The 24,881-nt window shown below is 66.4% G+C and carries 14 protein-coding genes and 1 tRNA gene; 13 read left to right on the top strand and 2 right to left on the bottom strand.

What is annotated here, in order from left to right; all coding sequences use genetic code 11:
- The first annotated feature begins 116 nt into the window (after window positions 1-116).
- The 4 genes from lgt to pyk all read left to right on the top strand — a co-directional run bounded on the left by lgt (window position 117) and on the right by pyk (window position 8,771).
- On the top strand, window positions 117-1,091 hold the full coding sequence (gene lgt / locus E3O57_RS08700) for a prolipoprotein diacylglyceryl transferase (RefSeq protein WP_370289942.1): 975 nt from the start codon (window positions 117-119) through the stop codon (window positions 1,089-1,091).
- A 117-nt stretch (window positions 1,092-1,208) separates the two neighbouring features.
- On the top strand, window positions 1,209-5,786 hold the full coding sequence (gene gltB, locus E3O57_RS08695; RefSeq protein WP_103459825.1) for a glutamate synthase large subunit: 4,578 nt from the start codon (window positions 1,209-1,211) through the stop codon (window positions 5,784-5,786).
- Entirely contained in the window at window positions 5,779-7,236 is a 1,458-nt protein-coding gene (locus E3O57_RS08690; RefSeq protein WP_088456262.1) for a glutamate synthase subunit beta, read from the top strand. The genes gltB and E3O57_RS08690 overlap by 8 nt, the downstream gene beginning before the upstream one ends.
- Before the next feature lie 89 nt (window positions 7,237-7,325).
- Window positions 7,326-8,771: a pyruvate kinase gene (pyk, locus tag E3O57_RS08685; RefSeq protein WP_088456261.1), complete on the top strand. Its 1,446-nt coding sequence runs from the start codon at window positions 7,326-7,328 to the stop codon at window positions 8,769-8,771.
- Window positions 8,772-9,042: 271 nt separating this feature from the next.
- Here pyk and E3O57_RS08680 read toward each other — a convergent pair.
- Window positions 9,043-9,128: transfer RNA gene (locus tag E3O57_RS08680), tRNA-Leu, on the bottom strand.
- Between the two features lie 38 nt (window positions 9,129-9,166).
- Here E3O57_RS08680 and E3O57_RS08675 point away from each other — a divergent pair.
- Complete coding sequence (locus E3O57_RS08675) at window positions 9,167-9,772, top strand: ANTAR domain-containing response regulator (RefSeq protein WP_066595563.1); 606 nt, start codon at window positions 9,167-9,169, stop codon at window positions 9,770-9,772.
- Window positions 9,773-9,862: 90 nt separating this feature from the next.
- On the opposite strand, the gene E3O57_RS08670 is transcribed toward E3O57_RS08675, so the two are convergent.
- The gene (locus tag E3O57_RS08670; protein WP_103459824.1) at window positions 9,863-10,303 is read right to left on the bottom strand and encodes a PaaI family thioesterase; all 441 of its coding nucleotides are present in this window, start codon (window positions 10,301-10,303) and stop codon (window positions 9,863-9,865) included.
- A 54-nt stretch (window positions 10,304-10,357) separates the two neighbouring features.
- On the opposite strand from E3O57_RS08670, the gene polA reads away from it, so the two are divergent.
- The 8 genes from polA to uvrC all read left to right on the top strand — a co-directional run bounded on the left by polA (window position 10,358) and on the right by uvrC (window position 24,827).
- Window positions 10,358-13,060: a DNA polymerase I gene (gene polA, locus E3O57_RS08665; RefSeq protein WP_103479495.1), complete on the top strand. Its 2,703-nt coding sequence runs from the start codon at window positions 10,358-10,360 to the stop codon at window positions 13,058-13,060.
- A gap of 26 nt (window positions 13,061-13,086) precedes the next feature.
- Window positions 13,087-14,763 (top strand): DUF885 domain-containing protein, encoded by a 1,677-nt coding sequence (locus tag E3O57_RS08660; protein WP_103479494.1) that lies wholly within the window; start codon window positions 13,087-13,089, stop codon window positions 14,761-14,763.
- 10 nt (window positions 14,764-14,773) lie between these two features.
- A complete protein-coding gene (locus tag E3O57_RS08655) occupies window positions 14,774-15,373 on the top strand; it encodes a DUF4166 domain-containing protein (RefSeq protein ID WP_103479493.1) in 600 nt (199 codons plus the stop codon).
- 168 nt (window positions 15,374-15,541) lie between these two features.
- Window positions 15,542-16,999, top strand: coding sequence for a 30S ribosomal protein S1 (gene rpsA, locus E3O57_RS08650; protein WP_088456256.1), 1,458 nt, complete (start codon window positions 15,542-15,544; stop codon window positions 16,997-16,999).
- Window positions 17,000-17,137: 138 nt separating this feature from the next.
- Window positions 17,138-17,782, top strand: coding sequence for a dephospho-CoA kinase (coaE, locus tag E3O57_RS08645; protein ID WP_088456255.1), 645 nt, complete (start codon window positions 17,138-17,140; stop codon window positions 17,780-17,782).
- A gap of 9 nt (window positions 17,783-17,791) precedes the next feature.
- On the top strand, window positions 17,792-19,855 hold the full coding sequence (gene uvrB / locus E3O57_RS08640; RefSeq protein WP_088456254.1) for an excinuclease ABC subunit UvrB: 2,064 nt from the start codon (window positions 17,792-17,794) through the stop codon (window positions 19,853-19,855).
- A gap of 130 nt (window positions 19,856-19,985) precedes the next feature.
- Window positions 19,986-22,856 (top strand): excinuclease ABC subunit UvrA, encoded by a 2,871-nt coding sequence (gene uvrA, locus E3O57_RS08635; protein ID WP_103479492.1) that lies wholly within the window; start codon window positions 19,986-19,988, stop codon window positions 22,854-22,856.
- A 12-nt stretch (window positions 22,857-22,868) separates the two neighbouring features.
- The gene (uvrC, locus tag E3O57_RS08630) at window positions 22,869-24,827 is read left to right on the top strand and encodes an excinuclease ABC subunit UvrC (RefSeq protein WP_103479491.1); all 1,959 of its coding nucleotides are present in this window, start codon (window positions 22,869-22,871) and stop codon (window positions 24,825-24,827) included.
- Window positions 24,828-24,881: the final 54 nt, after the last annotated feature.

The raw sequence follows: 24,881 nt of genomic DNA, 5'->3' as shown, positions 1-24,881 counted from the left end.
GTCGGCCGATCTCGCCGTCAGGTCCCTGCGTTTATGCCATCCCGTTTAGGGTAAATTGTCCGAGGCGGTCGATCGACCGGCTCCCAGTGACCAGAGTGTCACGATGAAAGGTTGTTGTGGTGTCGTTGCCCTTGAGCATTCCGAGCCCTGAGTGGAGCTTCTTCGACCTGGGGCCGTTCCGCATCCACGCGTATGCGATCTGCATCCTGATCGGTATCTTCCTGGCCACCGCGATGACCTCGCGGCGGCTGACGAAGCGCGGCGGCGAGCCCGGCGTGGTGCTGGACATCATCCTCTGGGCCGTGCCGCTGGGCATTGTCGGAGCCCGGATTTTCCACGTGCTCACCCACCCCAACGACTACTTCTACGACGGAGCGAACCTCTGGGACGTCTTCGCGGTGTGGAAGGGCGGCATCGCCATCTTCGGCGCACTGCTCGGCGGCGCCGTCGGCGCGTACATCGGCACCCGACGCGCCGGCATCCGGTTCTGGTCGTTCGCCGACGCCCTGGCCCCGGGTATGCTCCTCGCCCAGGCCATGGGGCGACTCGGCAACTGGTTCAATCACGAGCTGTTCGGCCTGCCCACCACGCTCCCGTGGGGCCTGGAGATTTCGACCGACAACCCCGCGTACCCCGTCGGCCTGCCCGCCGGCACCCTCTTCCACCCCACCTTCCTGTACGAGATCGTCTGGAATCTGGTCGGTGTCGCCGTCATCCTCATCCTCGAACGCAAGTTCCGGCTGCGCTGGGGCACCGCGTTCGGCGTCTACCTGATCTGGTACGGCGCGGGACGCAGCGTGTTCGAATCGATCCGCGTCGACCCGAGCGAGATCTTCTTCGGCCTCCGCACCAACGTGTGGGCCGCCCTGTTCGCCATCCTGGTCGGGCTGATCATCATCCTCGTGCAGAGCAGACGGCACACCGGAATCGAACTGAGCCCGTACCTGCCCGGGCGCGAGTGGAAGCCGGTCGACCCTGAGGTAGAATCTGGTGAAACCGATTCCGTTTTCGAGGATCACGGCAATGAGGCTGATGAACCCGTTGAATCACGCGACGTCGACGCCACAAGCACAACCGACTCCCGCCCCTAACCGCGGTCATCCCACCCGGTCCACGGTTTTCGCCCTCCATTTCGGGCGGAGTGGCTTCTCTTCTTCCCGCGGGCCAACGTCGTCCCCACCTGCCAGTCATTTTGTGAGGACGGTCTAATGACGCAGCAACCCCTCTTCTCCAGGTTCAGTAGTGTTCCCTCAGCCCAGGGGCTCTACAACCCGCACGACGAACGTGATGCCTGCGGTCTCGCCATGGTCGCCACCCTGCGGGGAACGGCCGGACACGACATCATCACGCGAGCGCTCGACGCACTGCGCAACCTCGAACATCGCGGTGCGGTCGGTTCCGACGCCGGAACAGGCGACGGCGCCGGAATCGTCACCCAGATCCCGGATGAGTTCTTCCGTGCGGTGTCCACGTTCGACCTGCCCGACGCCGGACGGTACGCCGTCGGCAACGTCTTCCTGCCTACCGAGCCCACCGCTCGCAGCGCGGTCAAGAGCGCCATCGAGGCCATCGCCAAGGAGGAGAACCTCCACGTTCTCGGCTGGCGCGAGGTCCCGGTTCGCCCCGATGAGGTCGGCAACCTGGCGCGGGCCGCGATGCCCGCCATTCAGCAGCTGTACGTCTCCAGCAGCCGCACCACCGAGGACGGCCTGCCCCTGGCCGGGATCAACCTGGACCGCCAGGCCGTGCGGTTGCGGAAACGCTCCGAACGCGAGGTGGAGACCTACTTCGCGTCGTTGTCCTGCCGCACCATCGTGTACAAGGGCATGGTCACGACCCTCCAGCTGGAGCCGTTCTACCCCGACCTGTCCGACGAGCGCTTCGCCTCGAAGCTGGCGCTGGTGCACTCGCGGTACTCCACCAACACCTTCCCGTCCTGGCCGCTCGCGCAGCCGTTCCGGATGATCGCGCACAACGGCGAGATCAACACGGTGCAGGGCAACCGCAACTGGATGCGCGCCCGCCAGTCGCAGCTCGAATCGGAGCTGCTCGGCGACCTGAACCCGTTGTTCCCGATCGTCACCCCCGGCGCCAGCGACTCGGCGTCCTTCGATGAGGTCGTCGAACTGCTGAGCCTGTCCGGCCGGTCGCTGCCGCACGCCGTCATGATGATGGTGCCGGAGGCCTGGGAGAACCAGCCCGACCTAGACCGTGACCGCCGAGCGTTCTACGAGTACCACTCCATGTTGATGGAACCGTGGGACGGCCCCGCCGCCATCGTCTTCACCGACGGCACCCTCGTCGGCGCAACCCTGGACCGCAACGGTCTGCGGCCCGGCCGCTACGTGATCACCGACGACGGACTCGTCGTGCTCGCCAGCGAGATTGGCGTCATCGACGTCGACCCCGCCCGGGTGGTCCGCAAGGGCCGCCTGCAGCCCGGCAAGATGTTCCTCGTCGACACCGAGGCCGGCCGCATCATCGAAGATGAGGAGATCAAGGGCGACCTCGCCGCCAGCGAGCCCTGGGGCTCCTGGCTCGACGCCGGCCGGATCAACCTCAAGGACCTGCCGGAACGGGAGCACATCGTGCACCCGCCGGCATCCGTGGTCCGTCGCCAGCGCACTTTCGGCTACACCGAAGAAGAGGTACGCATCCTGCTGGCCCCGATGGCCCGCAACGGCGCGGAGCCGCTCGGCGCGATGGGCAGCGACACGCCCATCGCGGTGCTCAGCGAGCGCCCCCGGCTGCTATTCGACTACTTCACCCAGCAGTTCGCGCAGGTGACGAACCCGCCGCTGGACTCGATCCGGGAAGAGGTCGTCACTAGCCTCAAGCTGGGCCTCGGCCCCGAGCTCAACCTGCTCGCGGCCGGCCCGGAGCACGCCCGCCAGGTGGTGCTCGACTTCCCGGTCATCGACAACGACGAGCTGGCCAAGATCCAGCACATCGACACGTCCCCCGGCAGCCGCACCACCACTACCATCCGTGGCCTCTACAGATTCGACGAGGGTCCCAGCGCACTCTCCAACCGGATCGAGGAAATGTGCCACGAGGTCGACGCGGCCATCGAGGACGGCGCGCTCTTCATCGTGCTGTCCGACCGGGACAGCACCAAGGACCTCGCGCCCATCCCGTCGCTGCTGATGATCGCGGCCGTGCACCACCACCTCATCCGCACCGAGAACCGGCTCAAGGTCGGCATCGTCGTGGAAGCCGGCGACGTGCGCGAGGTGCACCACGTGGCGCTCCTCATCGGGTATGGCGCCAGCGCCGTCAACCCGTACCTGGCCATGGAGACCTGCGAGGACCTGGTGCGCAGCGGCTTCATCACCACTGTCACGCCCGAGAAGGCTGTGAAGAACGTGATCAAGGCGCTCGGCAAGGGCGTGCTCAAGATCATGTCCAAGATGGGCATCTCCACGGTGTCGTCCTACGCCGGCGCGCAGACCTTCGAGGCCGTCGGCCTGAGCCAGGTCTTCATCGACCAGTACTTCACCGGCACCACGAGCAAGCTCGGCGGCGTCGGGATCGACGTGATCGCGGCCGAGAACCTCGAACGCCACACCGGCGCCTACCCGCCGGACGCCGCCGTCACCGTGCACGAGCGTCTCGCCACCGGCGGCGAATACCAGTGGCGTCGCGACGGTTCCCCGCACCTGTTCAATCCGGAAACCATCTTCAGGTTGCAGCACTCCACCCGCACCCGCCGCTACGACATCTTCAAGGAGTACACCAAGCTCGTCGACGACCAGTCGGAGAGCCTGATGACGCTGCGTGGCATGTTCGCCTTCAACATCGGGCAGCGAAAGCCCATCCCGATCGACGAGGTCGAGTCGGTCGCATCGATCGTGAAGAAGTTCTCCACCGGCGCGATGAGCTACGGCTCGATCTCGCAGGAGGCTCACGAGACCCTCGCCATCGCGATGAACCGGCTCGGCGGCAAGTCCAACACCGGTGAGGGCGGCGAGGACCTCGACCGTCTGCTCGACCCGACACGGCGGAGCGCGGTCAAGCAGGTCGCGTCCGGCCGGTTCGGCGTCACGAGCATGTACCTCACCCACGCCGACGACATCCAGATCAAGCTCGCCCAGGGTGCCAAGCCGGGGGAGGGCGGCCAGCTGCCGCCCACCAAGGTCTACCCGTGGGTCGCCCGCACCCGGCACGCCACCGCGGGCGTCGGCCTGATCTCGCCACCCCCGCACCACGACATCTACTCGATCGAAGACCTCAAGCAGCTGATCTTCGACCTCAAGCGGGCCAACCCGACGGCGCGCATCCACACCAAACTGGTCAGCCAGTCCGGTATCGGTGCCGTCGCGGCCGGCGTCGCCAAGGCGCTCTCCGACGTGATCCTGGTATCAGGACACGACGGCGGCACCGGCGCGAGCCCGCTCAACTCGCTCAAGCACGCCGGCACCCCCTGGGAACTCGGCCTGGCCGAGACCCAGCAGACCCTGATGCTGAACGGGATGCGCGACAGGGTCGTGCTCCAGGTCGACGGCCAGCTCAAGACCGGCCGTGACGTCGTCATCGGCGCCCTGCTCGGAGCTGAGGAGTTCGGTTTCGCCACCGCCCCGCTTATCGTCGAGGGCTGCATCATGATGCGGGTCTGCCACCTGGACACCTGCCCGGTCGGCGTCGCAACCCAGAACCCCGAGCTCCGCAAGCGGTTCAGCGGCAAGGCCGACTACGTGGTGAACTTCTTCGAGTTCATCGCGCAGGAGGTGCGCGAGTACCTCGCCGAGCTCGGCTTCCGGAGCCTCGACGAGGCCACCGGCCGCAAGGAACTGTTGAACGTGAACGGCGCCCTCAACCACTGGAAGGCATCCGGGCTCAACCTGGCGCCGATCCTGGTCGGCCCCGACTTCTCCGCCGGCGAACCAAGACGTTCCAGCCGGGAGCAGGAGCACGAACTCGACGAGCACTTCGACGTCGAGCTGATCAGGCAGAGCGCCAATGTGCTCGAGCACGGCGGCCAGGTCACGATCGCGCTGCCGATCCGGAACACCGAACGCGCCGTCGGCACCATGCTGGGCCACCAGGTGACCCTGCGGCACGGCGAGAACGGCCTGCCGGCCGGCTCCATCGACGTCACCCTGACCGGGTCGGCAGGGCAGTCCCTCGGTGCGTTCCTGCCCAGCGGCATCACCCTGCGCCTCGAGGGGGATTCCAACGACTACGTCGGCAAGGGCCTCTCCGGCGGGCAGATCATCGTGCGCCCCGACCGCGGCAGCGTCTTCGCGGCCGAGGAGAACGTGATCGCCGGAAACGTGATCGGCTACGGCGCCACCCTGGGCAGCATGTTCATCCGTGGCATCGTCGGTGAACGATTCCTGGTGCGCAACTCCGGTGCGACCGCCGTCGTCGAGGGGGTGGGCGACCACGCCCTCGAGTACATGACCGGTGGACTCGCCGTGATTCTCGGCGAGACCGGCCGTAACCTCGGCGCGGGCATGTCCGGCGGAACCGCATACATCTACCGGCTGCGCTCGGAGCTCGTCAACCGTGACTCGCTGGACTCCGGTGAACTCACCCTGCTGCCGCTCGGCAGCGCCGACATCGAAATCGTCGGTGACCTGCTGGAACAGCACCTGGAACAGACCGATTCTGTTCTGGCCGCGCGGCTCCTCGCCGACCGCGACACGACAATGAAGAACTTCGTCAAGGTGCTGCCGCGTGACTACGCAGCCGTCCTGGCGACGAGGCAGAGCGCCGTGGCCGAGGGGCTCGACCCCGACGGCGACGTGGTCTGGAACCGCATCTTGGAGGTAACCAATGGCTGACCCGAAGGGATTCCTGAAGACCACGGACCGGGAACTTCCCGCCCGTCGTCCGGTCTCCATCCGTCTGATGGACTGGAAAGAGGTCTACGAGGCCGGCGACTCCGCCGTGCTCAAGCGCCAGGCCGGCCGCTGCATGGACTGCGGCGTTCCGTTCTGCCACCAGGGCTGCCCGCTGGGCAACCTGATCCCGGAGTGGAACGACCTCACCTGGCGTGACGAAGGCCGGCAGGCCATCGAGCGTCTGCACGCGACGAACAACTTCCCCGAGTTCACCGGCCGGCTCTGCCCGGCACCGTGCGAGTCCGCCTGCGTCCTCGGCATCAACCAGCCGGCGGTGACCATCAAGCAGGTCGAGGTCTCGATCATCGACCAGGCCTTCGCCGAGGGCTGGGTCACTCCCCAGCCGCCCGGCCGACTCACCGGCAAGACCATCGCCGTCGTCGGCTCCGGACCGGCCGGACTCGCCGCCGCCCAGCAGCTGACCAGGGCCGGGCACACCGTGGCCGTGTTCGAACGCGACGACCGCATCGGCGGCCTGCTGCGCTACGGCATCCCGGACTTCAAAATGGAGAAGAAGCACCTCGACCTGCGTCTGTCCCAGATGACCGCAGAGGGCACCCGCTTCCGCGCCGGCGTCAACATCGGGGTGGACATCACCTGGACCGATCTGCGGGCCAGGTACGACGCTGTCGTCATCGCGACCGGCGCCATGGTGCCCCGCGACCTGCCGATTCCGGGGCGCGACTTGCCCGGGGTGCATTTCGCGATGGAATACCTCGTGCAGCAAAACAAGGTTGGCGCCGGCGACACCGTCGACAACCAGATCCTCGCCGAAGGCAAGCATGTCGTCGTGCTCGGCGGCGGTGACACCGGTGCGGACTGCATCGGCACCGCGAACCGTCAGCTGGCCGCCTCGGTGACCAACCTGGCCATCGGCAAGCAGCCCGGTGACAGCCGCCCGGAACACCAGCCCTGGCCGATGTCGCCGACCCTGTTCGAGGTATCCAGTGCCCACGAAGAGGGCGGCACGCGGGAATACCTCGCGTCCACCATCGAGTTCCTGGCCAACGACGCCGGTGAGGTGCGTGCCATCCGGGTCGCCGAAACCGAATATCTCGATGGCCGACGGGTGCCCAAAGCCGGAACCGAACGGGAGATTCCCGCTGATCTGGTGTTGCTGGCACTGGGCTTCACCGGTCCGGACAGCGCCGAACTGACCCATGATCTGCATCTGCCGCTCGACGACCGGAGTAATGTCGTCCGTGATAGTGATTACCAGACCAGCCACGAGGGTGTATTCGTTGCCGGAGATGCAGGCCGAGGTCAGTCGCTCATCGTATGGGCGATCGCCGAAGGACGCGCTGCTGCGGCAGCCGTCGATCGGTATCTCGAAGGCGAGACTCAACTGCCCGCCCCGGTGAAGCCGACGGATCATTCGTTTGCCATCTGAGCGTACGAACTGATTCCGCTGCCCATTCTCTCCAACCAACCGAACGCACCAATGCGCCACACCGGCGCGGAAACCGGAGATCCACCAGTATGAGACGCGCGAAAATCGTCGCCACCCTCGGGCCGGCAGCATCCAGCTACGAACAGATCCGCGCCATTATCGACGCCGGCGTTGACGTCTGCCGTATGAACCTGAGCCACGGTGACTACACCGTGCACGAAGGCGTTTACGCCAACATCCGGAAGGCAGCCAACGACTCCGGCCGTGCCGTCGCCGTGATGGTCGACCTGCAGGGCCCGAAGATCCGTCTGGGCAAGTTCGAGGGCGGACCGTACGACCTCGCCGTCGGCGACATCTTCAAGATCACCACCGAGGACATCCTCGGCACCAAGGAACTGTCCGGCACGACCTACAAGGGCCTGCCGAACGACGTCAAGCAGGGGGACTTCCTCCTGATCGACGACGGCAAGGTCAAGGTCGAGGTCGTCGAGACCGACGGCACCGTCGTGACCACGAAGGTCATCGTCGCCGGCCCGGTGTCGAACAACAAGGGCATCAACCTGCCCGGTGTTGCCGTCAACGTGCCCGCCCTGTCCGTCAAGGACGAGGCCGACCTGCGTTGGGGCCTGCGCCTCGGCACCGACCTCATCGCGCTGTCCTTCGTGCGCAACGCGGCCGACATCGACCGGGTGCACGAGATCATGGCCGAAGAGGGCCGCAAGGTTCCCGTCATCGCCAAGATCGAGAAGCCGCAGGCCGTCGAGGCCCTCGAGGGCATCGTCGACGCGTTCGACGCGATCATGGTGGCCCGTGGCGACCTGGGTGTCGAGCTTCCGCTCGAGGCCGTCCCGATCGTGCAGAAGCACGCCGTCGAACTGGCCCGCCGCATGGCGAAGCCGGTCATCGTCGCAACGCAGATGCTCGAATCGATGATCCACAGCCCCGTTCCCACGCGCGCGGAGACGTCCGACGTCGCCAACGCCGTGCTCGACGGTGCTGACGCGGTCATGCTCAGCGGCGAGACCAGCGTCGGCGAATACCCGGTGGTCACCGTTCAGACGATGGCGCGCATCGTGGCCTCCACCGAGGAGCACGGCCTGGAGCGGATCGCACCGCTCACCAACAAGCCGCGCACCCAGGGCGGCGCCATCACGCTGGCCGCCATCGAGGTCGCTGAATTCGTCGAGGCCAAGTACCTCTGCATCTTCACCGAGTCGGGAGACTCCGCGCGTCGTATGTCGCGCCTGCGCTCCTCGATCCCGATGCTGGCCTTCACCCCCGAGGCGAGCATCCGTCGTCGCCTCGCGTTGACCTGGGGCGTGCAGACGTACCTGGTCGACCGGGTGACCCACACCGACTCGATGTTCGGTCAGGTCGACGACATCCTGCTCGGCCAGGGCCTGGCTGAGATCGGCGACAAGGTCGTGGTGATCTCCGGATCCCCTCCCGGAATCGCGGGTTCGACGAACGACATCCGGGTTCACCGCATCGGTGACGCCCACAACGGTGTCGCTCCGGCGTACGCCCAGCAGTAAACGGCAGTACACCACGCAGTACACAACAGCCCCGCGGAGAAATCCGCGGGGCTGTTGTCGTGCCGGCGGCGAACAGCCTCTGAGCGGCCGTGCAAGACCGATGGACGCCTGTGCGCTCTGCGGGCGGACTGACGGCCGGATGCGGTGACCGATCGCTGAGACGGGCGTGTGCGGGCGCTGGGGCCCGCTGCGGGGGAGAAGGACGCCGATCAGGGGCAGAAACACCGCATGCCCGCCGCCGGTGGAACCGGGCAACGGGCATGCGGTGAAGTGGTACCGGTGGTGGGACTCGAACCCACACGTCCTTGCGAACAAAGCATTTTGAGTGCTCCGCGTCTGCCATTCCGCCACACCGGCTCACAACACCTGCACCAGAATACCGTAGGCTTTTGGCTGTGACCGACCAAGAGACAACTCCAGTACCCCCCCGCCGCGTCGTTGTAGCGGAGGATGAATCCCTCATCAGGCTCGACATCGTCGAGATCCTCCGAGACAACGGATTCGAAGTGGTGGGTGAAGCCGGCGACGGTGAGACCGCTGTGGCCCTGGCCACCGAGCTCCGCCCCGACCTGGTGATCATGGACGTCAAGATGCCGCACCTCGACGGGATCTCCGCCGCGGAACGCATCACCAAGGCCCACATCGCCCCGGTCGTACTGCTCACCGCGTTCAGCCAGAAGGAACTGGTCGAGCGCGCGAGCGAGGCCGGCGCCCTGGCGTACGTCGTGAAGCCGTTCACGCCGAATGACCTGCTGCCCGCGATCGAGATCGCCCTCTCGCGGTACAGCCAGATCATCACCCTCGAGGCCGAGGTCGCCGACCTGGTCGAACGTTTCGAGACGCGCAAGCTCGTCGACCGGGCCAAGGGCCTCCTCAACGAGAAGATGGGCCTGACCGAGCCGGAGGCGTTCCGTTGGATCCAGAAGGCGTCCATGGACCGCCGTCTGACCATGCACGATGTCGCACAGGCGATCATCGAACAGCTCTCCGCCAAAAAATAGGCTGCCAGCTAAGAAGTAGCCGGCACCACCGTCACGAAAAAAGCGGGTCCCTCCGGTGAGGGGCCCGCTTTTTCGTGCTCGCAGAGCGGATCAGCGTGCTACCGGCTGGTCCAGGATCAGGTTGGTGATGCGGATCGTCGAACAGCGTCGGCCCGCATCGTCGGTCACCACGATCTCGTGGGTGGTGAGCGTGCGCCCCAGGTGGATCGGGGTGCACACGGCGGTGACATACCCGGAGGTGGCCGAGCCGGTGTGGCTGGCGTTGATCTCGATGCCCACGGCGAGCTTGCCGGGGCCGGCGTGCAGGTTGGCCGACATCGACCCTAGCGACTCGCCCATCACCACGTACGCGCCGCCGTGCAGCAGCATGGCCGGCTGGGTGTTGCCCTCGACGGGCATCCGCGCCACGGCCCTCTCGAGTGAGAACTCGGTGAACTCGATGCCCATCTTGTCGGCCAGGTCGCCGGCGCCGCGCGCCTTCGTCCAGGCGAGGAAGTCGGTGGTGCTCTCGGGCGGGTTCTGCTCGGTCATGGTCACCTCGTGGCTCGGCTCAGCCCCACCGGAGGCGGCTTGTAGGCTGGGACTGTGTCGGAATCAAAAAAGCCTACCCTGATGATCATCGATGGCCACTCGCTGGCGTACCGGGCGTTCCACGCCCTGCCCATCGACAGCTTCCAAACCCAGGACGGGCAGCACACCAACGCCATCCACGGGTTCCTGTCGATGCTGCTGAGCCTGCTCCGCACCGAGAACCCGAGCCACATCGCCGTGGCGTTCGATATCTCCCGGTATTCCTTTCGCACCCGCGACTACCCTGAATACAAGGGCACCAGGGCGATCACTCCGTCGGAGTTCAAGGGCCAGGTGCCCCTGCTCCAAGAGGCCCTCAAGGCACTGAACATCACCACCCTGACCAAGGACGACTACGAGGCGGACGATATCCTCGCGACGCTGTCGGTCCGCGGCACCGCCGAGGGCTACGACGTCTTCGTGGTGTCCGGCGACCGGGACACGATCCAGTTGGTCAACGACACCGTCACCCTGCTCTACCCGGCCAGCCAGGGCGTTTCGGCGCTGACCAGGTATGACCCGGCCAAGGTGCGCGAGAAGTACGGCATCGCCCCCGAACAGTACCCGGACATCGCCGCGTTGGTCGGCGAGACCAGCGACAACCTGATCGGCATCAGCAAGGTCGGCGAGAAGACGGCCGTGAAGTGGCTGGAGAGGTTCGGCAGCCTCGACGCGATCCTCGAGCACGCCGACGAGATCACCGGCGTTGTCGGCGCCAACCTGCGCGAGCAGAAGGATAATGCGATCCGCAACCGCCGCCTCAACCGGCTGGTCACCGACCTCGACCTGCCCGTCGAGCTGCGCGACCTGGTGCGCGGACCGATCGACGAGGACGCCGTGCGCGAGGTCTTCGGGCGCCTGGAGTTCCGCACCCTGCTGGACAGGGTGATCAAGCTCGAGGCCAACGCCAACGCCAACGGCAATGGCAACGGGACCGCCACCGGTGACGCCGCTGGCGCGGCTCCGGTCACCGAGGTCCCCGCGGCGGCGAAGGCACCGGTGCAGCGCGAACTGCTCGACGAGGAACTCGCCACCTGGCTGGACCGGGTGACCACGACCGGAACCGCCCTTTCCGTCACCGTTGAGCTCCTCAACGGCCTGCCGATCGGCTTCGGCCTGGCCACGGCCACCGAGACCGCGACGGTGGCCTGGCAGCCCGGTCGGGCCGATTACCGGCCGCTCGAGGAATGGCTCGCGGGCCCGAGCCCCAAGGTCATGCACGACGCCAAGCCGCAGGTGAAGGCCCTCACCCGCGCCGGCCTGGTGCTGGACGGATTGGCCATCGACACCCTGGTGGCCGGTTGGCTGCTGCGCCCGGGCGGCCCTGACAAGACTCTCGCCGACCTCGTCAAGCGCTACCTCGACGAGACCGTGCCCGTCGTCGACCCCAACCAGCTGGTGCCGGATGAGAGCGTCGCCGGCGGCGTCGCCGTGGACTCCTGGTACACGGTGCGCCTCGCCGCCGCCGTGACCGCGTTGCTCGACTCGGGTTCGCGGACCGTTCTGACCGACATCGAGATGCCCACCCTGATGACACTGGCAGCCATGGAACTGGCCGGCGTCGCGGTCAATCACACCGAACTCGCGGCCCTGTCCGTACAGCTGGGCGACACCGCAGCGGAACTCGCGGCCGGCGCCTACGCCCAGATCGGCCGCGAGGTCAATCTCGGTTCTCCCAAGCAGCTGCAGGAGGTGCTCTTCGATCAGCTGGGCATGCCGCGCACCCGGGCCAACAAGACCGGCTTCACCACGGATGCCGGCGCCCTCGCCGATCTGCAGGCCAGCAACCCGCACCCGTTCCTCGACCTGCTCCTGAAGCACCGGGACGCCACGAAGCTGCGCCAGATCGTGGAAACCCTGGACCGGGCCATCGACGACACCGGCCGCATCCACACCACCTACGTGCAGATCGGCACCGCCACCGGCCGGATCTCCTCCACCGACCCGAACCTGCAGAACATCCCCGTCCGCACCGAGGAAGGCCGCCGCATCCGGGCCGCGTTCCATGCCGGGTCCGGCTCCGAAAGCCTCCTCACCGCCGACTACTCGCAGATCGAGATGCGCATCATGGCGCACCTCTCCGAGGACGCCGGCCTCATCGAGGCGTTCAACGCCGGCGAAGACCTGCACAGGTTCGTCGGCGCCAGGGTCTTCGGTGTCGCACCTGAGGACGTGACCGGGGAGATGCGCAACAAGGTCAAGGCCATGTCGTACGGGCTTGCCTACGGGCTTAGCGCCTTCGGCCTGTCCAAGCAGCTGCGCATCGAATCGCGCGAGGCCAAGCAGCTCATCGCCGACTACTTCGCCAGGTTCGGCGCCGTACGCGACTACCTGCGCCGGGTGGTCGAGCAGGCCAAGGTCGACGGCTACACCACGACGATCTTCGGCCGCCGCCGGCCGTTCCCCGAGTTGAACAGCCCCAACCGGGTGCTGCGGGACAACGCCGAACGGGCCGCTCTGAACGCACCCATCCAGGGTTCTGCCGCCGACCTGATGAAGATCGCGATGAACAACATCGCGCTCGACCTGCGCGAACAGGACCTGCAGAGCCGCATGATGCTTCAGGTTCACGACGAACTGATCTTCGAGGTCGCCCCGGGGGAGTGGGACGCTCTGCAGCACGTCGTCACCCAGCGGATGGAGTCCGCGGCCGACCTGCTGGTGCCGCTGGACGTGCAGGTGGGCCGCGGGGCCAACTGGGACGCCGCAGCGCACTGACCTGGGCCATGTCCTAGGCTCGGGGGATGACTCTGAACGAAGGCCGGACACCCACCCCCGTCGACCAGATCGCCGAGGGGTGGGTCGACACCCTGGTGTCGCTCGATCCCACTGTGGGCACCTATATCGGCCGGTCGGCGGACGGTTCGGGCTTTGCGGACTATTCGCCGGACGGCCACGCCGCCTACGTGCATGCCGCGGCCGCCACCATCCGGCTGCTGGACGACAGCGTCCCGGTCGACGACGTGGACAGGGTCACCCGCACCGATCTGCGCAGCAGCCTCGCGCTGGACCTGGAGAGCTCCGCCGCCGGCCTGCAGCTGCGCGACCTCAACGTCATCGCGTCACCCGCGCAGGGCATCCGCGAGGTCTTCGACCTCATGCCCACCGCCACGGTCGAGGATTGGCGCAACATCTCCGCGCGCCTGGGCGCCGTGCCGGCGGCCATCACGGGCTACATCGAAACCCTGCGCCTCGGCATCGAGCAGGGCACCACGCCGGCCCGGCGGCAGGTGCGCGAGGTGCTCGACCAGGCCAGACGCAACGCCGCCAACGACGGGTTCTTCAATCACTTCGTCGCCGACGCCGGCCTCGAGCACGGTTCGCTGCCGGCCTCCCTGGCCACCGACCTCGGTGCCGGAGCCCACGCGGCGGCCACCGCCTACGAGCGGCTGGCGACGTTCCTCGCCGACGAGCTCGAGCCCCGTGCCACCGAGCAGGATGCAGTCGGCCGGGACCTCTACGCGTTGAGGTCGCGGCACTTCCTCGGCGCCACCATCGACCTCGACGAAACGTACGAGTGGGGCATCCAGGAACTCGCCCGCATGACAGAAGAACAGGAGAGCGTGGCCAGGCAGATCAAGCCCGGCGCCACCGTTCTCGAGGCGATCGCCTTCCTCGACACCGACCCGGCCCGGAAGTTGCACGGCACCGACGCCCTGCGACGCTGGATGCAGGAGACCAGCGACCGGGCCGTCGCCGAACTCGGCGCCACCCAGTTCGACATTCCCGAGGAGATCCGCCGTCTGGAGTGCCTGATCGCCCCCACCCAGGAGGGCGGCATCTACTACACCGGGCCCACCGATGATTTCTCCCGCCCCGGCCGGATGTGGTGGTCGGTGCCCGTCGGCGTCACCGAATTCGACACCTGGCGCGAACTCACCACGGTCTATCACGAGGGAATCCCCGGCCATCACCTGCAGATCGGCCAGGCGGTTTACAACCGGGCGTCCCTGAACACCTGGCGCCGCCAGCTGGCCGGCACGTCTGGCCACGCGGAGGGCTGGGCGCTCTACGCCGAGCGGCTGATGGAGCAGTTGGGCTACTTGGACGATCCCGCCGACAGGCTCGGCATGCTCGACGGGCAGCGGATGCGCGCTGCCAGGGTCGTGCTCGACATCGGAGTGCACCTGGGCAAGAAGGTGCCGGACGGGTCGCAGACCTGGACCGCCGACTACGCCTTCGACTTCCTGGCCAGAAACGTGAACATGAACGACGGCTTCGTGAAGTTCGAGGTGAACCGGTACCTCGGCTGGCCCGGCCAGGCACCGTCGTACAAGGTGGGCCAACGCATCTGGGAGCAACTGCGCGATGACGCCAAGGCCCGCGAGGGAACCGGCTTCGACATCAAGGAGTTCCACCGCCGCGCCCTCGACCTCGGCGGGGTCGGCCTCGACACCCTCCGGTCGGCTTTGCAGAACTGACCCGGTGCCGATGCCGTCGCCGTACGAGGCCGCCCTCGGCGGTGACCTGACGGGACTGCACCCACAGCTGCGCGCCTACTTCACGGCTATCCCGGCCGGTCGGCACGGCCTCGGCCGGGGGACCTTCGACAGGGTCGGCACCCCGCGGCGCTGGCTGTGGCCGGTTCTGGCGCTGCTGGCCCGCGACGCTGTGCTGTTCCCGGTTTGGGAACACGACGTGCCCTTCCTGGTCGTGAACCGGCCGGGACCCGATCGGGTGCATGCTGTGCGCCGCTTTGAATTTCCGGCCGGGTCCCGCGACATGATCGATGTCATCGGCGCGGATGCCGGCGGCCTCGCCGACCGCCTCGGCCGGAGCGGACGCCTGGAAACCCGCCTTGACGCCCGCATTGTCGACGGTGCCCTGCACCTGGATTCCGCAGGTGTCTACGTGCACCTCGCCGGTCGCCGGGTTCCGGTCCCACGGCTGTGCGCGCCCCTGGTTCACCTGACGGAACGCTTCGACGACGGTGACCAGCGGCAGCACGTGCAGGTCACCGTGAGCCTGCCGTTCGTCGGGCGGGTGTACGAATACTCGGGGTCCTTTCGGTACTCGATCGAAGACGCGTGAGATGCGTTGCCGCCGCCGCCGAGAACGGGTTGCCGGGGCGCTCCCGAAACAGCTAAGCTTTACTGTCACGCTTGTGACGAATTAGCCGCTGCCAGTCGCGGATCTTGAACACGTATCGCACGACCTTCCCTTCTGGCCCGAATATGTCCATCCTGGAGCAACTACTACATGACAATCGCAACGACCGAACGGGCACCCAAGCAGGTCGCCATCAACGACATCGGATCTGCTGAAGACTTCCTTGCCGCGGTCGAAAAGACTCTGAAATTCTTCAACGACGGCGACCTCATCGAGGGCACCGTTGTGAAGATCGACCGCGACGAGGTCCTCCTCGACGTCGGCTACAAGACCGAGGGTGTCATCCCCTCCCGCGAGCTCTCCATCAAGCACGACGTCGACCCCTCTGAGGTCGTCAAGGTCGGCGACCTGGTCGAGGCACTCGTTCTTCAGAAGGAAGACAAAGAAGGCCGTCTCATCCTGTCGAAGAAGCGCGCTCAGTACGAGCGTGCATGGGGCGACGTCGAGAAGATCAAGGAATCCGACGGAGTCGTCACCGGTTCGGTCATTGAGGTCGTCAAGGGCGGGCTCATCGTCGACATCGGCCTGCGCGGCTTCCTGCCGGCATCGCTCATCGAGCTTCGCCGTGTTCGCGACCTGACCCCGTACCTGGGCCAGGAGATCGAGGCCAAGATCCTCGAACTCGACAAGAACCGCAACAACGTCGTCCTGTCGCGCCGCGCCCTGCTCGAGCAGACGCAGTCCGAGAGCCGCACCACGTTCCTCAACAACCTCCAGAAGGGACAGGTCCGCAAGGGCGTCGTCTCGTCGATCGTCAACTTCGGTGCGTTCGTCGACCTGGGTGGCGTTGACGGTCTGGTACACGTCTCCGAGCTCAGCTGGAAGCACATTGAGCACGCCAGCGAGGTCGTCGAGGTCGGTCAGGAAGTCACCGTCGAGATCCTCGAGGTCGACCTGGACCGCGAGCGCGTTTCCCTGTCGCTCAAGGCCACGCAGGAAGACCCGTGGCAGGTCTTCGCCCGCACCCACGCCATCGGCCAGGTTGCACCGGGTAAGGTCACCAAGCTCGTCCCCTTCGGCGCGTTCGTTCGCGTTGCAGAGGGCATCGAGGGCCTGGTCCACATCTCCGAGCTGTCCGGCAAGCACGTCGAACTCGCCGAGCAGGTTGTCTCTGTCGGCGACGAGGTGTTCGTCAAGGTCATCGACATCGACCTGGAGCGTCGCCGCATCTCGCTGAGCCTCAAGCAGGCCAACGATGGTGTCGACCCCGAGGGCACCGAGTTCGACCCGGCACTCTACGGAATGCTCACCGAGTACGACGACCAGGGCAACTACAAGTACCCCGAGGGCTTCGACCCGGAGACCAACGAGTGGCGCGAAGGCTTCGACTCCCAGCGCGAGAAGTGGGAGCAGGACTATGCTGCAGCCCAGGCTCGCTGGGAAGCACACAAGAAGCAGGTCGCATCCGCGAACGACGAGATCATCGCCCCCGGCGATGTCGCGTCCGCAGCCGGTAACTCGTTCACCAGTGAGGCTGCCGGAGCCGGCACCCTCGCCGACGACGAGGCGCTTGCCGCACTGCGCGAGAAGCTGTCCAGCAACAACTAGAAGCTGGCAACAACTAGAAGCTGGCAACAACTAGCAACTAGCATCACCTGCCCGGCGCATGCCGGGACCAGCACAGGCCGGGCCCTTCTGGGTCCGGCCTGTTCCGGTTAAGCAGCGCCCCTCCGTTAGCATGGGGCGGTGTACTTGATTGGGTTGACCGGCGGGATCGCATCGGGCAAGAGCACCGTGGCGAAGCGATTCGCCGAGCACGGAGCCGCGGTGATCGACGCCGATCAGCTCGCCCGGGCGGCCGTGGCGCCGGGCACCGATGCGCTGGCCCATATCGCCGACATCTTCGGCCCCGAAGTCATCGCCGAGGACGGCAGCCTCAACCGCGCCCGCCTGGGCTCGATAGTGTTCGGCAACCCCACCGCCCTCAGCGTCCTCAACAACGTGGTCCACCCCGCCGTGCGTGCGCTCTCCAGCGCGGCCATCGCCGCCGCCGAGCGCGCCGACCCTGAGGCCGTCGTCGTCTACGACGTTCCCCTGTTGGTAGAGGCGTCCGTCGGTCACCCCTTCGACCTGATCGTGGTCGTCCACGCCGAAGCCGAGACTCGGGTGCGCCGCATGGTCGAGCTGCGCGGCATGCCGGAAGACGACGCCCGCCGCCGGATCAGCGCCCAGGCCGGCGACGCCGACCGCCTCGCCGTCGCCGACGTCGTGATCGACTCGATGGGCTCCCTCGACGAGACCCTGGCCCAGGTCGACCGGCTGTGGGATTCGAAGCTTCGCGCAAACCACCGGCCCGCCCACTCCGACTCCAGTGTCGGTGGCGCTCCTTAGACTGGAAGCATGGAACCCACCCGCGCCGTTCATCCCTTCGAGGTCGTGAGCGAGTACACGCCCAGCGGCGACCAGCCCGGCGCCATCGCCGAACTCACCGGCCGGATCAACGCCGGTGAAACCGACATCGTGCTGCTCGGCGCCACCGGAACCGGCAAGTCCGCGACGACAGCCTGGCTGATCGAGCAGGTACAACGCCCCACCCTGGTCCTCGCCCACAACAAGACCCTGGCCGCGCAGCTTGTGAACGAGTTCCGCGAACTGATGCCCAACAACGCCGTCGAGTACTTCGTGTCGTACTACGACTACTACCAGCCAGAGGCGTATGTGCCGCAGACCGACACCTTCATCGAGAAGGACTCCTCGATCAACGAGGAAGTCGAACGGCTCCGGCACTCCACCACCAACTCGCTGCTCAGCCGACGCGACGTCATCGTCGTCTCTACGGTGTCCTGCATCTACGGCCTGGGCACCCCCGAGGGTTACCTGGAAGCCATGGTGGCGCTGCAGGTCGGCCAGAAGGTTGACCGGGACTGGCTGATCCGCAAGTTCGTGGCCATGCAGTACCAGCGCAACGACGTCGACTTCTCCCGCGGCCACTTCAGGGTGCGCGGCGACACCATCGAGATCATCCCGATGTACGAAGAACTCGCCATCCGCATCGAGATGTTCGGTGACGAAATCGAGGCGCTCTACAGCCTGCATCCGCTCACCGGCGATGTCGTGCGAAAGCTCGATGCCGTGTCGGTGTTCCCCGGTTCCCACTACGTGGCCAGCACCGACGTCATGCAGCGGGCGATGGTGACGATCAAGGAAGAACTGGAGGAACGGCTGGGCCAGTTGGAACGCGAGGGCAAGCTGCTGGAAGCACAACGCCTGCGGATGCGGACCACCTTCGACCTGGAGATGATGGAACAGATCGGATTCTGCTCCGGCATCGAGAACTACTCCCGGCACATCGACGGGAGAAGCGCGGGGGAGCCCGGGCACTGCCTGCTCGATTACTTCCCCGACGACTTCCTTGTGGTCATCGACGAGTCCCATGTGACGGTGCCGCAGATCGGCGCCATGTTCGAGGGCGACTCGTCACGCAAGCGCACCCTGGTCGAGCACGGGTTCCGGTTGCCCAGCGCGCTGGACAACCGCCCGCTCAAGTGGAACGAGTTCAAGGGCCGGGTCGGCCAGACCGTGTACCTCTCCGCCACCCCCGGCAAGTATGAGATGGGCATCGCCGACGGCATCGTCGAGCAGATCATCCGCCCGACCGGTCTGATCGACCCGCAGATCATCGTCAAGCCGTCCGCCGGTCAGATCGATGACCTGCTCGAGCAGATCCGTCTGCGCGTCGAACTCAACGAGCGGGTGCTGGTGACCACCCTGACCAAGAAGATGGCCGAGGAACTCACCGACTTCCTCACCGAGGCCGGCGTTCGGGTGCGGTACCTGCACTCAGACGTCGACACCCTGCGCCGGGTGGAGCTGCTCACCGAGCTGCGCCAGGGCCTGTACGACGTGCTGGTGGGCATCAACCTGCTCCGGGAGGGCCTCGACCTGCCCGAGGTGTCCCTGGTGGCCATCCTCGACGCCGACAAGGAAGGGTTCCTGCGCTCGTCCACCTCGCTGATCCAGACCATCGGTCGCGCCGCGCGCAACGTCTCCGGCGAGGTGCATATGTATGCCGACAGGATGACTGACTCGATGGCCAGGGCCATCGACGAGACCGACCGGCGCCGGGAGAAGCAGGTGGAGTACAACACCCTGCACGGCATCGATCCCACCCCGCTTCGCAAGCGCATCGCCGACATCACCGACGCGCTCTCCCGCGAGGAGGCTGACACCGCCGAGCTGCTGGCCGGCCGTGACGCCCGCCGCCGCAGCCCCACACCGTCGGTGCGCAAGGGCCTCGCGGCCAACGGCGCCAACGACCTCGAATCGATCATCGCCGACCTCAACGCCCAGATGCTCGAGGCCGCCGGCGAACTCAAGTTCGAATTGGCCGGCAGGCTGCGCGACGAAGTGTCCGAGCTCAAGCGGGAGCTGCGTCAGATGGAGAAGGCCGGCCACCTGAGCTAGCGGGTCGGGCGGCACTGCGCTGTCGGTGGCGCTGCGGTGACGGTGGCACTGCGGTGACGGTGGCACTGCGGTGACGGTGGCACTGCGGTGACGGTGGCACTGCGGTGTCGGTGGTACTGCATAGACTCGAATGGTGTCAATTTCCAAGGTAGAGCAGGGCTCTCAACTCAGCGTCCGTGGTGCACGCGTGCACAACTTGCACAACGTCAACCTCGACATCCCCCGCGATTCGCTCGTGGTGTTCACAGGTCTCTCCGGGTCGGGCAAATCATCGCTCGCCTTCGATACGATTTTCGCGGAGGGCCAACGGCGGTATGTCGAATCCCTGTCGGCCTATGCGCGCCAGTTCCTCGGGCAGGTCGACAGGCCCGACGTCGACTTCATCGAGGGGCTCAGCCCCGCCGTGTCCATCGACCAGAAATCCACCAACCGCAACCCGCGGTCCACCGTGGGCACCATCACCGAGATCTACGACTACATGCGCCTGCTCTGGGCACGTATCGGGGTCCCGCATTGTGCCGTTTGCGGGGAGATCATCCAGTCGCAGACCGTGCAGCAGATCGCCGACCAGCTCATGGAAATGGAAACCGGCGTGCGGTACCAGATCCTGAGCCCGATCGTGTCGCAGAAAAAGGGCGAGTTCGTCGACCTGTTCAAGGAGCTCGCCGCCGGCGGGTACTCCCGCGCAATGGTCGACGGCGTCCAGATCCAGTTGAACGAACCACCCACGCTGAAGAAGCAGCTCAAGCACGACATCTCCGTGGTCGTCGACCGCCTCGTGGCCGGCCCCGACCTGCTCAGCCGGCTCACCGACTCCCTTGAGACGGCGCTCAAGCTCACCGACGGCCTCGTGCAGGTCAACTTCGTCGACCTCACCGGCGACGAGGCCTGGCAGAGCTATTCAGAAAAGCTCTCCTGCCCGAACAACCACCCCGTGCAGCTCACCGAGATCGAACCGCGCACCTTCTCGTTCAACGCACCGTTCGGTGCCTGCCCCGAATGCTCCGGCCTGGGAACCCGTATGTCCGTCGACGAGGACCTACTTCTCGGCGACCCGGACCTGAGCATCGCTGAGGGTGTCGTACTGCCCTGGACCACCCAGGGCAAGGGACTCTTCCAGTACTACGAGAAGCTCCTGGACGGGCTTGCCCGCGACCTCAAGTTCTCGCTCGACACACCGTGGAAGAAGCTCCCGGCCGAGGTGCGCACCGCTGTCATGCGCGGCGACAACTTCGAGGTCAAGGTCAAATGGAAGAACCGTTACGGCCGGGAGATGAGCTACACCTCCGGTTTCGAAGGTGTTGTGCCCTACATCGAGCGCCAGTTCCTGCAGGCCGAAACCGACACCCAGCGCCAGCGCTGGGGGGAATACCTGCGCGAGGTGGACTGCCCGGTTTGCGACGGCACCCGGCTCAAGCCTGAGGTACTCGCCGTTCTCGTGCACGATATGAGCATCGCCGATATCTGCCGGCTCAGCCTCGCCGATGCCCGGGACTTCATGGACAAGCTCGAACTCACCGAACGCGAGAAGACCATTGCCGCCCAGGTGCTGCGCGAGATCAAGGTGCGACTGGACTTCCTGCTTCGGGTGGGCCTGAACTACCTCAGCCTGGCCCGCGCGGCCGCGACCCTGTCCGGCGGCGAGGCCCAACGCATCCGGCTGGCCACCCAGATCGGTTCGGGACTGACCGGGGTGCTCTACGTCCTCGACGAGCCCAGCATCGGGCTGCACCAGCGCGACAACCGGCGCCTCATCGAGACGCTGGTCGCGCTCCGCGACCTGGGCAACACCCTCATCGTCGTGGAACACGACGAGGACACCATCAAGACCGCTGACTGGGTGGTCGACATCGGACCGGGCGCCGGCGTCAACGGCGGACACGTCGTGCACTCGGGGTCGTACGCTGACCTGCTCACCAACACGAAGTCCCTCACCGCGGACTACCTCTCCGGCCGGAAGTCGATCGCCACCCCGGCGACACGTCGGCCTCTGGACCCCGACCGTGAGATCACCGTGGTGGGTGCCGAGGCGAACAACCTGCGGAAAGTCACGGTCAAGTTCCCGCTGGGCGTCTTCACCGCCGTCACCGGCGTCAGCGGGTCCGGCAAATCATCCCTCGTCAACGACGTGCTGTACAGGGTCCTCGCCAACCGGCTCAACGGCGCCCGGAAGCTGCCCGGCCGGCACACGAAGGTCACCGGCCTCGACCAGCTCGACAAGGTGATCCACGTGGACCAGGCCCCCATCGGACGCACCCCGCGCTCGAACCCGGCCACCTACACCGGCGTGTTCGACAAAATCCGCAACCTGTTCGCCGAGACCATGGAGGCCAAGGCCCGCGGCTACCTGCCCGGCAGGTTCAGCTTCAACGTCAAGGGCGGCCGCTGTGAGGCATGCTCCGGCGACGGCACCATCAAGATCGAGATGAACTTCCTGCCCGACGTGTACGTGGCCTGTGAGGTCTGCGGGGGAGCGCGGTACAACCGCGACACCCTCACCGTGCACTACAAGGGCAAGAACATCGCCGAGGTCCTCGACATGCCGATCAGCGAGGCCGCCGAGTTCTTCGAACCGATCTCGGCGATCCACCGGTTCCTCAAAACCCTCGTCGAGGTGGGGCTCGGGTATGTGCGCCTGGGGCAGAGCGCCACGACCCTCTCCGGCGGTGAGGCGCAGCGGGTCAAGCTGGCCACGGAACTGCAGCGCCGTTCCAACGGGCGCAGCGTGTACGTTCTCGACGAGCCGACCACCGGCCTGCACTTCGAGGACGTGCGGAAGCTCCTGCTGGTGCTGAACAGCCTCGTCGACAAGGGCAACACCGTCATCGTCATCGAGCACAACCTCGACGTGATCAAGTCGGCCGACTGGGTCATCGACCTGGGTCCGGAGGGCGGTTCCGGCGGGGGCAAGGTGCTCGCCACCGGAACGCCCGAGCACGTCGCGACAGTGAAGAAGAGCCACACCGGAACATTCCTGAAGGAGGTCCTCGCCACACGGTAGGCGCAGGAGAACATGTCTGACGCTCTGAGCTATCGCCCCAAGCCCGGGGAGATCCCCACCCAACCCGGTGTCTACAGGTTTCGCGACGCCTCCCGACGGGTGCTGTACGTCGGCAAGGCCAAGAACCTGCGTGCCCGGCTGAGTAACTACTTCGCGCCGCTGAGCAGCCTGCACGAACGCACCAGGCGGATGGTGACGACGGCGACCAGCGTCGAATGGACGACCGTGGGCACAGAGATCGAGGCGCTGCAGCTCGAGTGGACCTGGATCAACGAATTCGACCCGCCGTTCAACGTGCAGTTCAAGGACGACAAGTCGTACCCGTACCTCGCGGTGACCCTGGCGGACGAGGCACCGCGGGCGCTCGTGACCCGCACGTCCGGCATCAAGGGCGCCCGCTACTTCGGGCCGTACCCCAAGGTGTGGGCCGTGCACGAGACCATCGACCTGATGCTCAAGGCCTTCCCGATCCGCACCTGCAACAACGCCAACTACAAGCGTGCCATGCAGTCGGGCAAGCCCTGCTTCGCCGGCCAGATCGGTCGCTGCTTCGGGCCCTGCTCCGGCAAGGTGGGCATCGAGGAACACCGCAAGATCGTCAACGAATTCGTCGGTTTCATGGGCAGCCAGGATCGCAAGCTCATCAACAGCCTCACGGCCCAGATGAAGGACGCCGCTCTGGCGCAGGACTACGAAACCGCCGCCAGGCGGCGCGACCAGGTGAAGGCGCTCAACGCCGTGCTGGAGAAGAGCGCCGTCGTGCTGCGCGACAACGTCGACATCGACCTGTTCGCGATCGAACAGGACGAGCTCGCCGCGGCCGTTCAGCTGTTCATCGTGCGCGGCGGGCGCATCCGCGGTGTGCGCGGCTGGGTCGTCGACAAGGAACTTGACCTGAGCATCAGTGAACTGATCGACTCGATCATGCAGACCGCGTACACCGGCGACGCCGTGCCGCCCCGGGAAATCGTGCTGCCGGAGCTGCCGGACGACGCCGACGCCCTCGAAGGCTGGCTCGGCGAGATCGCGCACCGCAAGGTGCGGCTCGTCGCGGCCCAGCGCGGCGAGAAGGCCGCCCTGCTGGTCACGGCCACCCAGAACGCCAAGCAGGCGCTGATGCTCTACAAGACCCGGCGCAGCTCCGACTTCGTCGCCAGATCGAAGGCCCTCGAGGACCTCCAGGAGGCACTGGGCATGGAATCCGCCCCGCTCCGGATGGAGTGCTACGACGTGTCGCATCTCGGCGGGACCAACATCGTGGCCTCCATGGTGGTCTTCGAGGACGGGCTGCCGCGGAAGGACGAGTACCGCCGGTTCGGTGTCCCGGAGTCCACCGACGACACCGATTCCCTGTATCGGGTCCTCACCCGGCGGCTGGCCTACCTGGTTCCCGACGACGCCACCCCGGAGGCTCTGCCGAAGGGCGGCGTCATCGCGGTGCCGGCCAACCCGCTTGACGGCATGATCGTCGCGGAGGCCTCCGGCGCGGACGAGCCCGCCGCGGACGAGGCGGACCCAACAGCGAAACGAGCGAAATTCCGCTACCAACCGAACCTGCTCATCGTCGACGGCGGGCAACCGCAGGTCGCGGCAGCGGCACGCGCCCTGCGGGAGTCCGGAGTCCAGGGCATCACCCTGTGCGGCATCGCGAAACGGCTGGAGGAAATCTGGCTGCCGGATTCCGAGTACCCGGTGATCCTGCCGCGCAACAGCGACGCCTTGTTCCTCATCCAACGCATCCGCGACGAAGCGCACCGCTTCGCCATCACTCATCAGCGCGCCAGACGAAAGCGGGACATCAACACCATCCTCGGCGAAATTCCCGGCTTGGGCCCCGCCCGCATCAAAGTGCTGTTGGTGCACTTCGGGTCGGTCGCCCGCCTCAGAGAGGCGTCGGTCGACTCGATCGCCGAGATCCGGGGGATCGGACCTGCCCTCGCCGAGGGCATTCACCGGCACCTGCGCGCCTAGAGACGCCCCCCGGTCGGTAGGCTGGACATTCACTAACTTCGACCGAAGGCGTAA

Source organism: Cryobacterium sp. TMN-39-2, assembly GCF_004402745.1.
Taxonomy (GTDB): Bacteria; Actinomycetota; Actinomycetes; order Actinomycetales; family Microbacteriaceae; genus Cryobacterium; species Cryobacterium zongtaii.
Note: the sequence above shows the minus strand (reverse complement) of the source record. Positions and strands in the feature narration are given on the sequence as shown.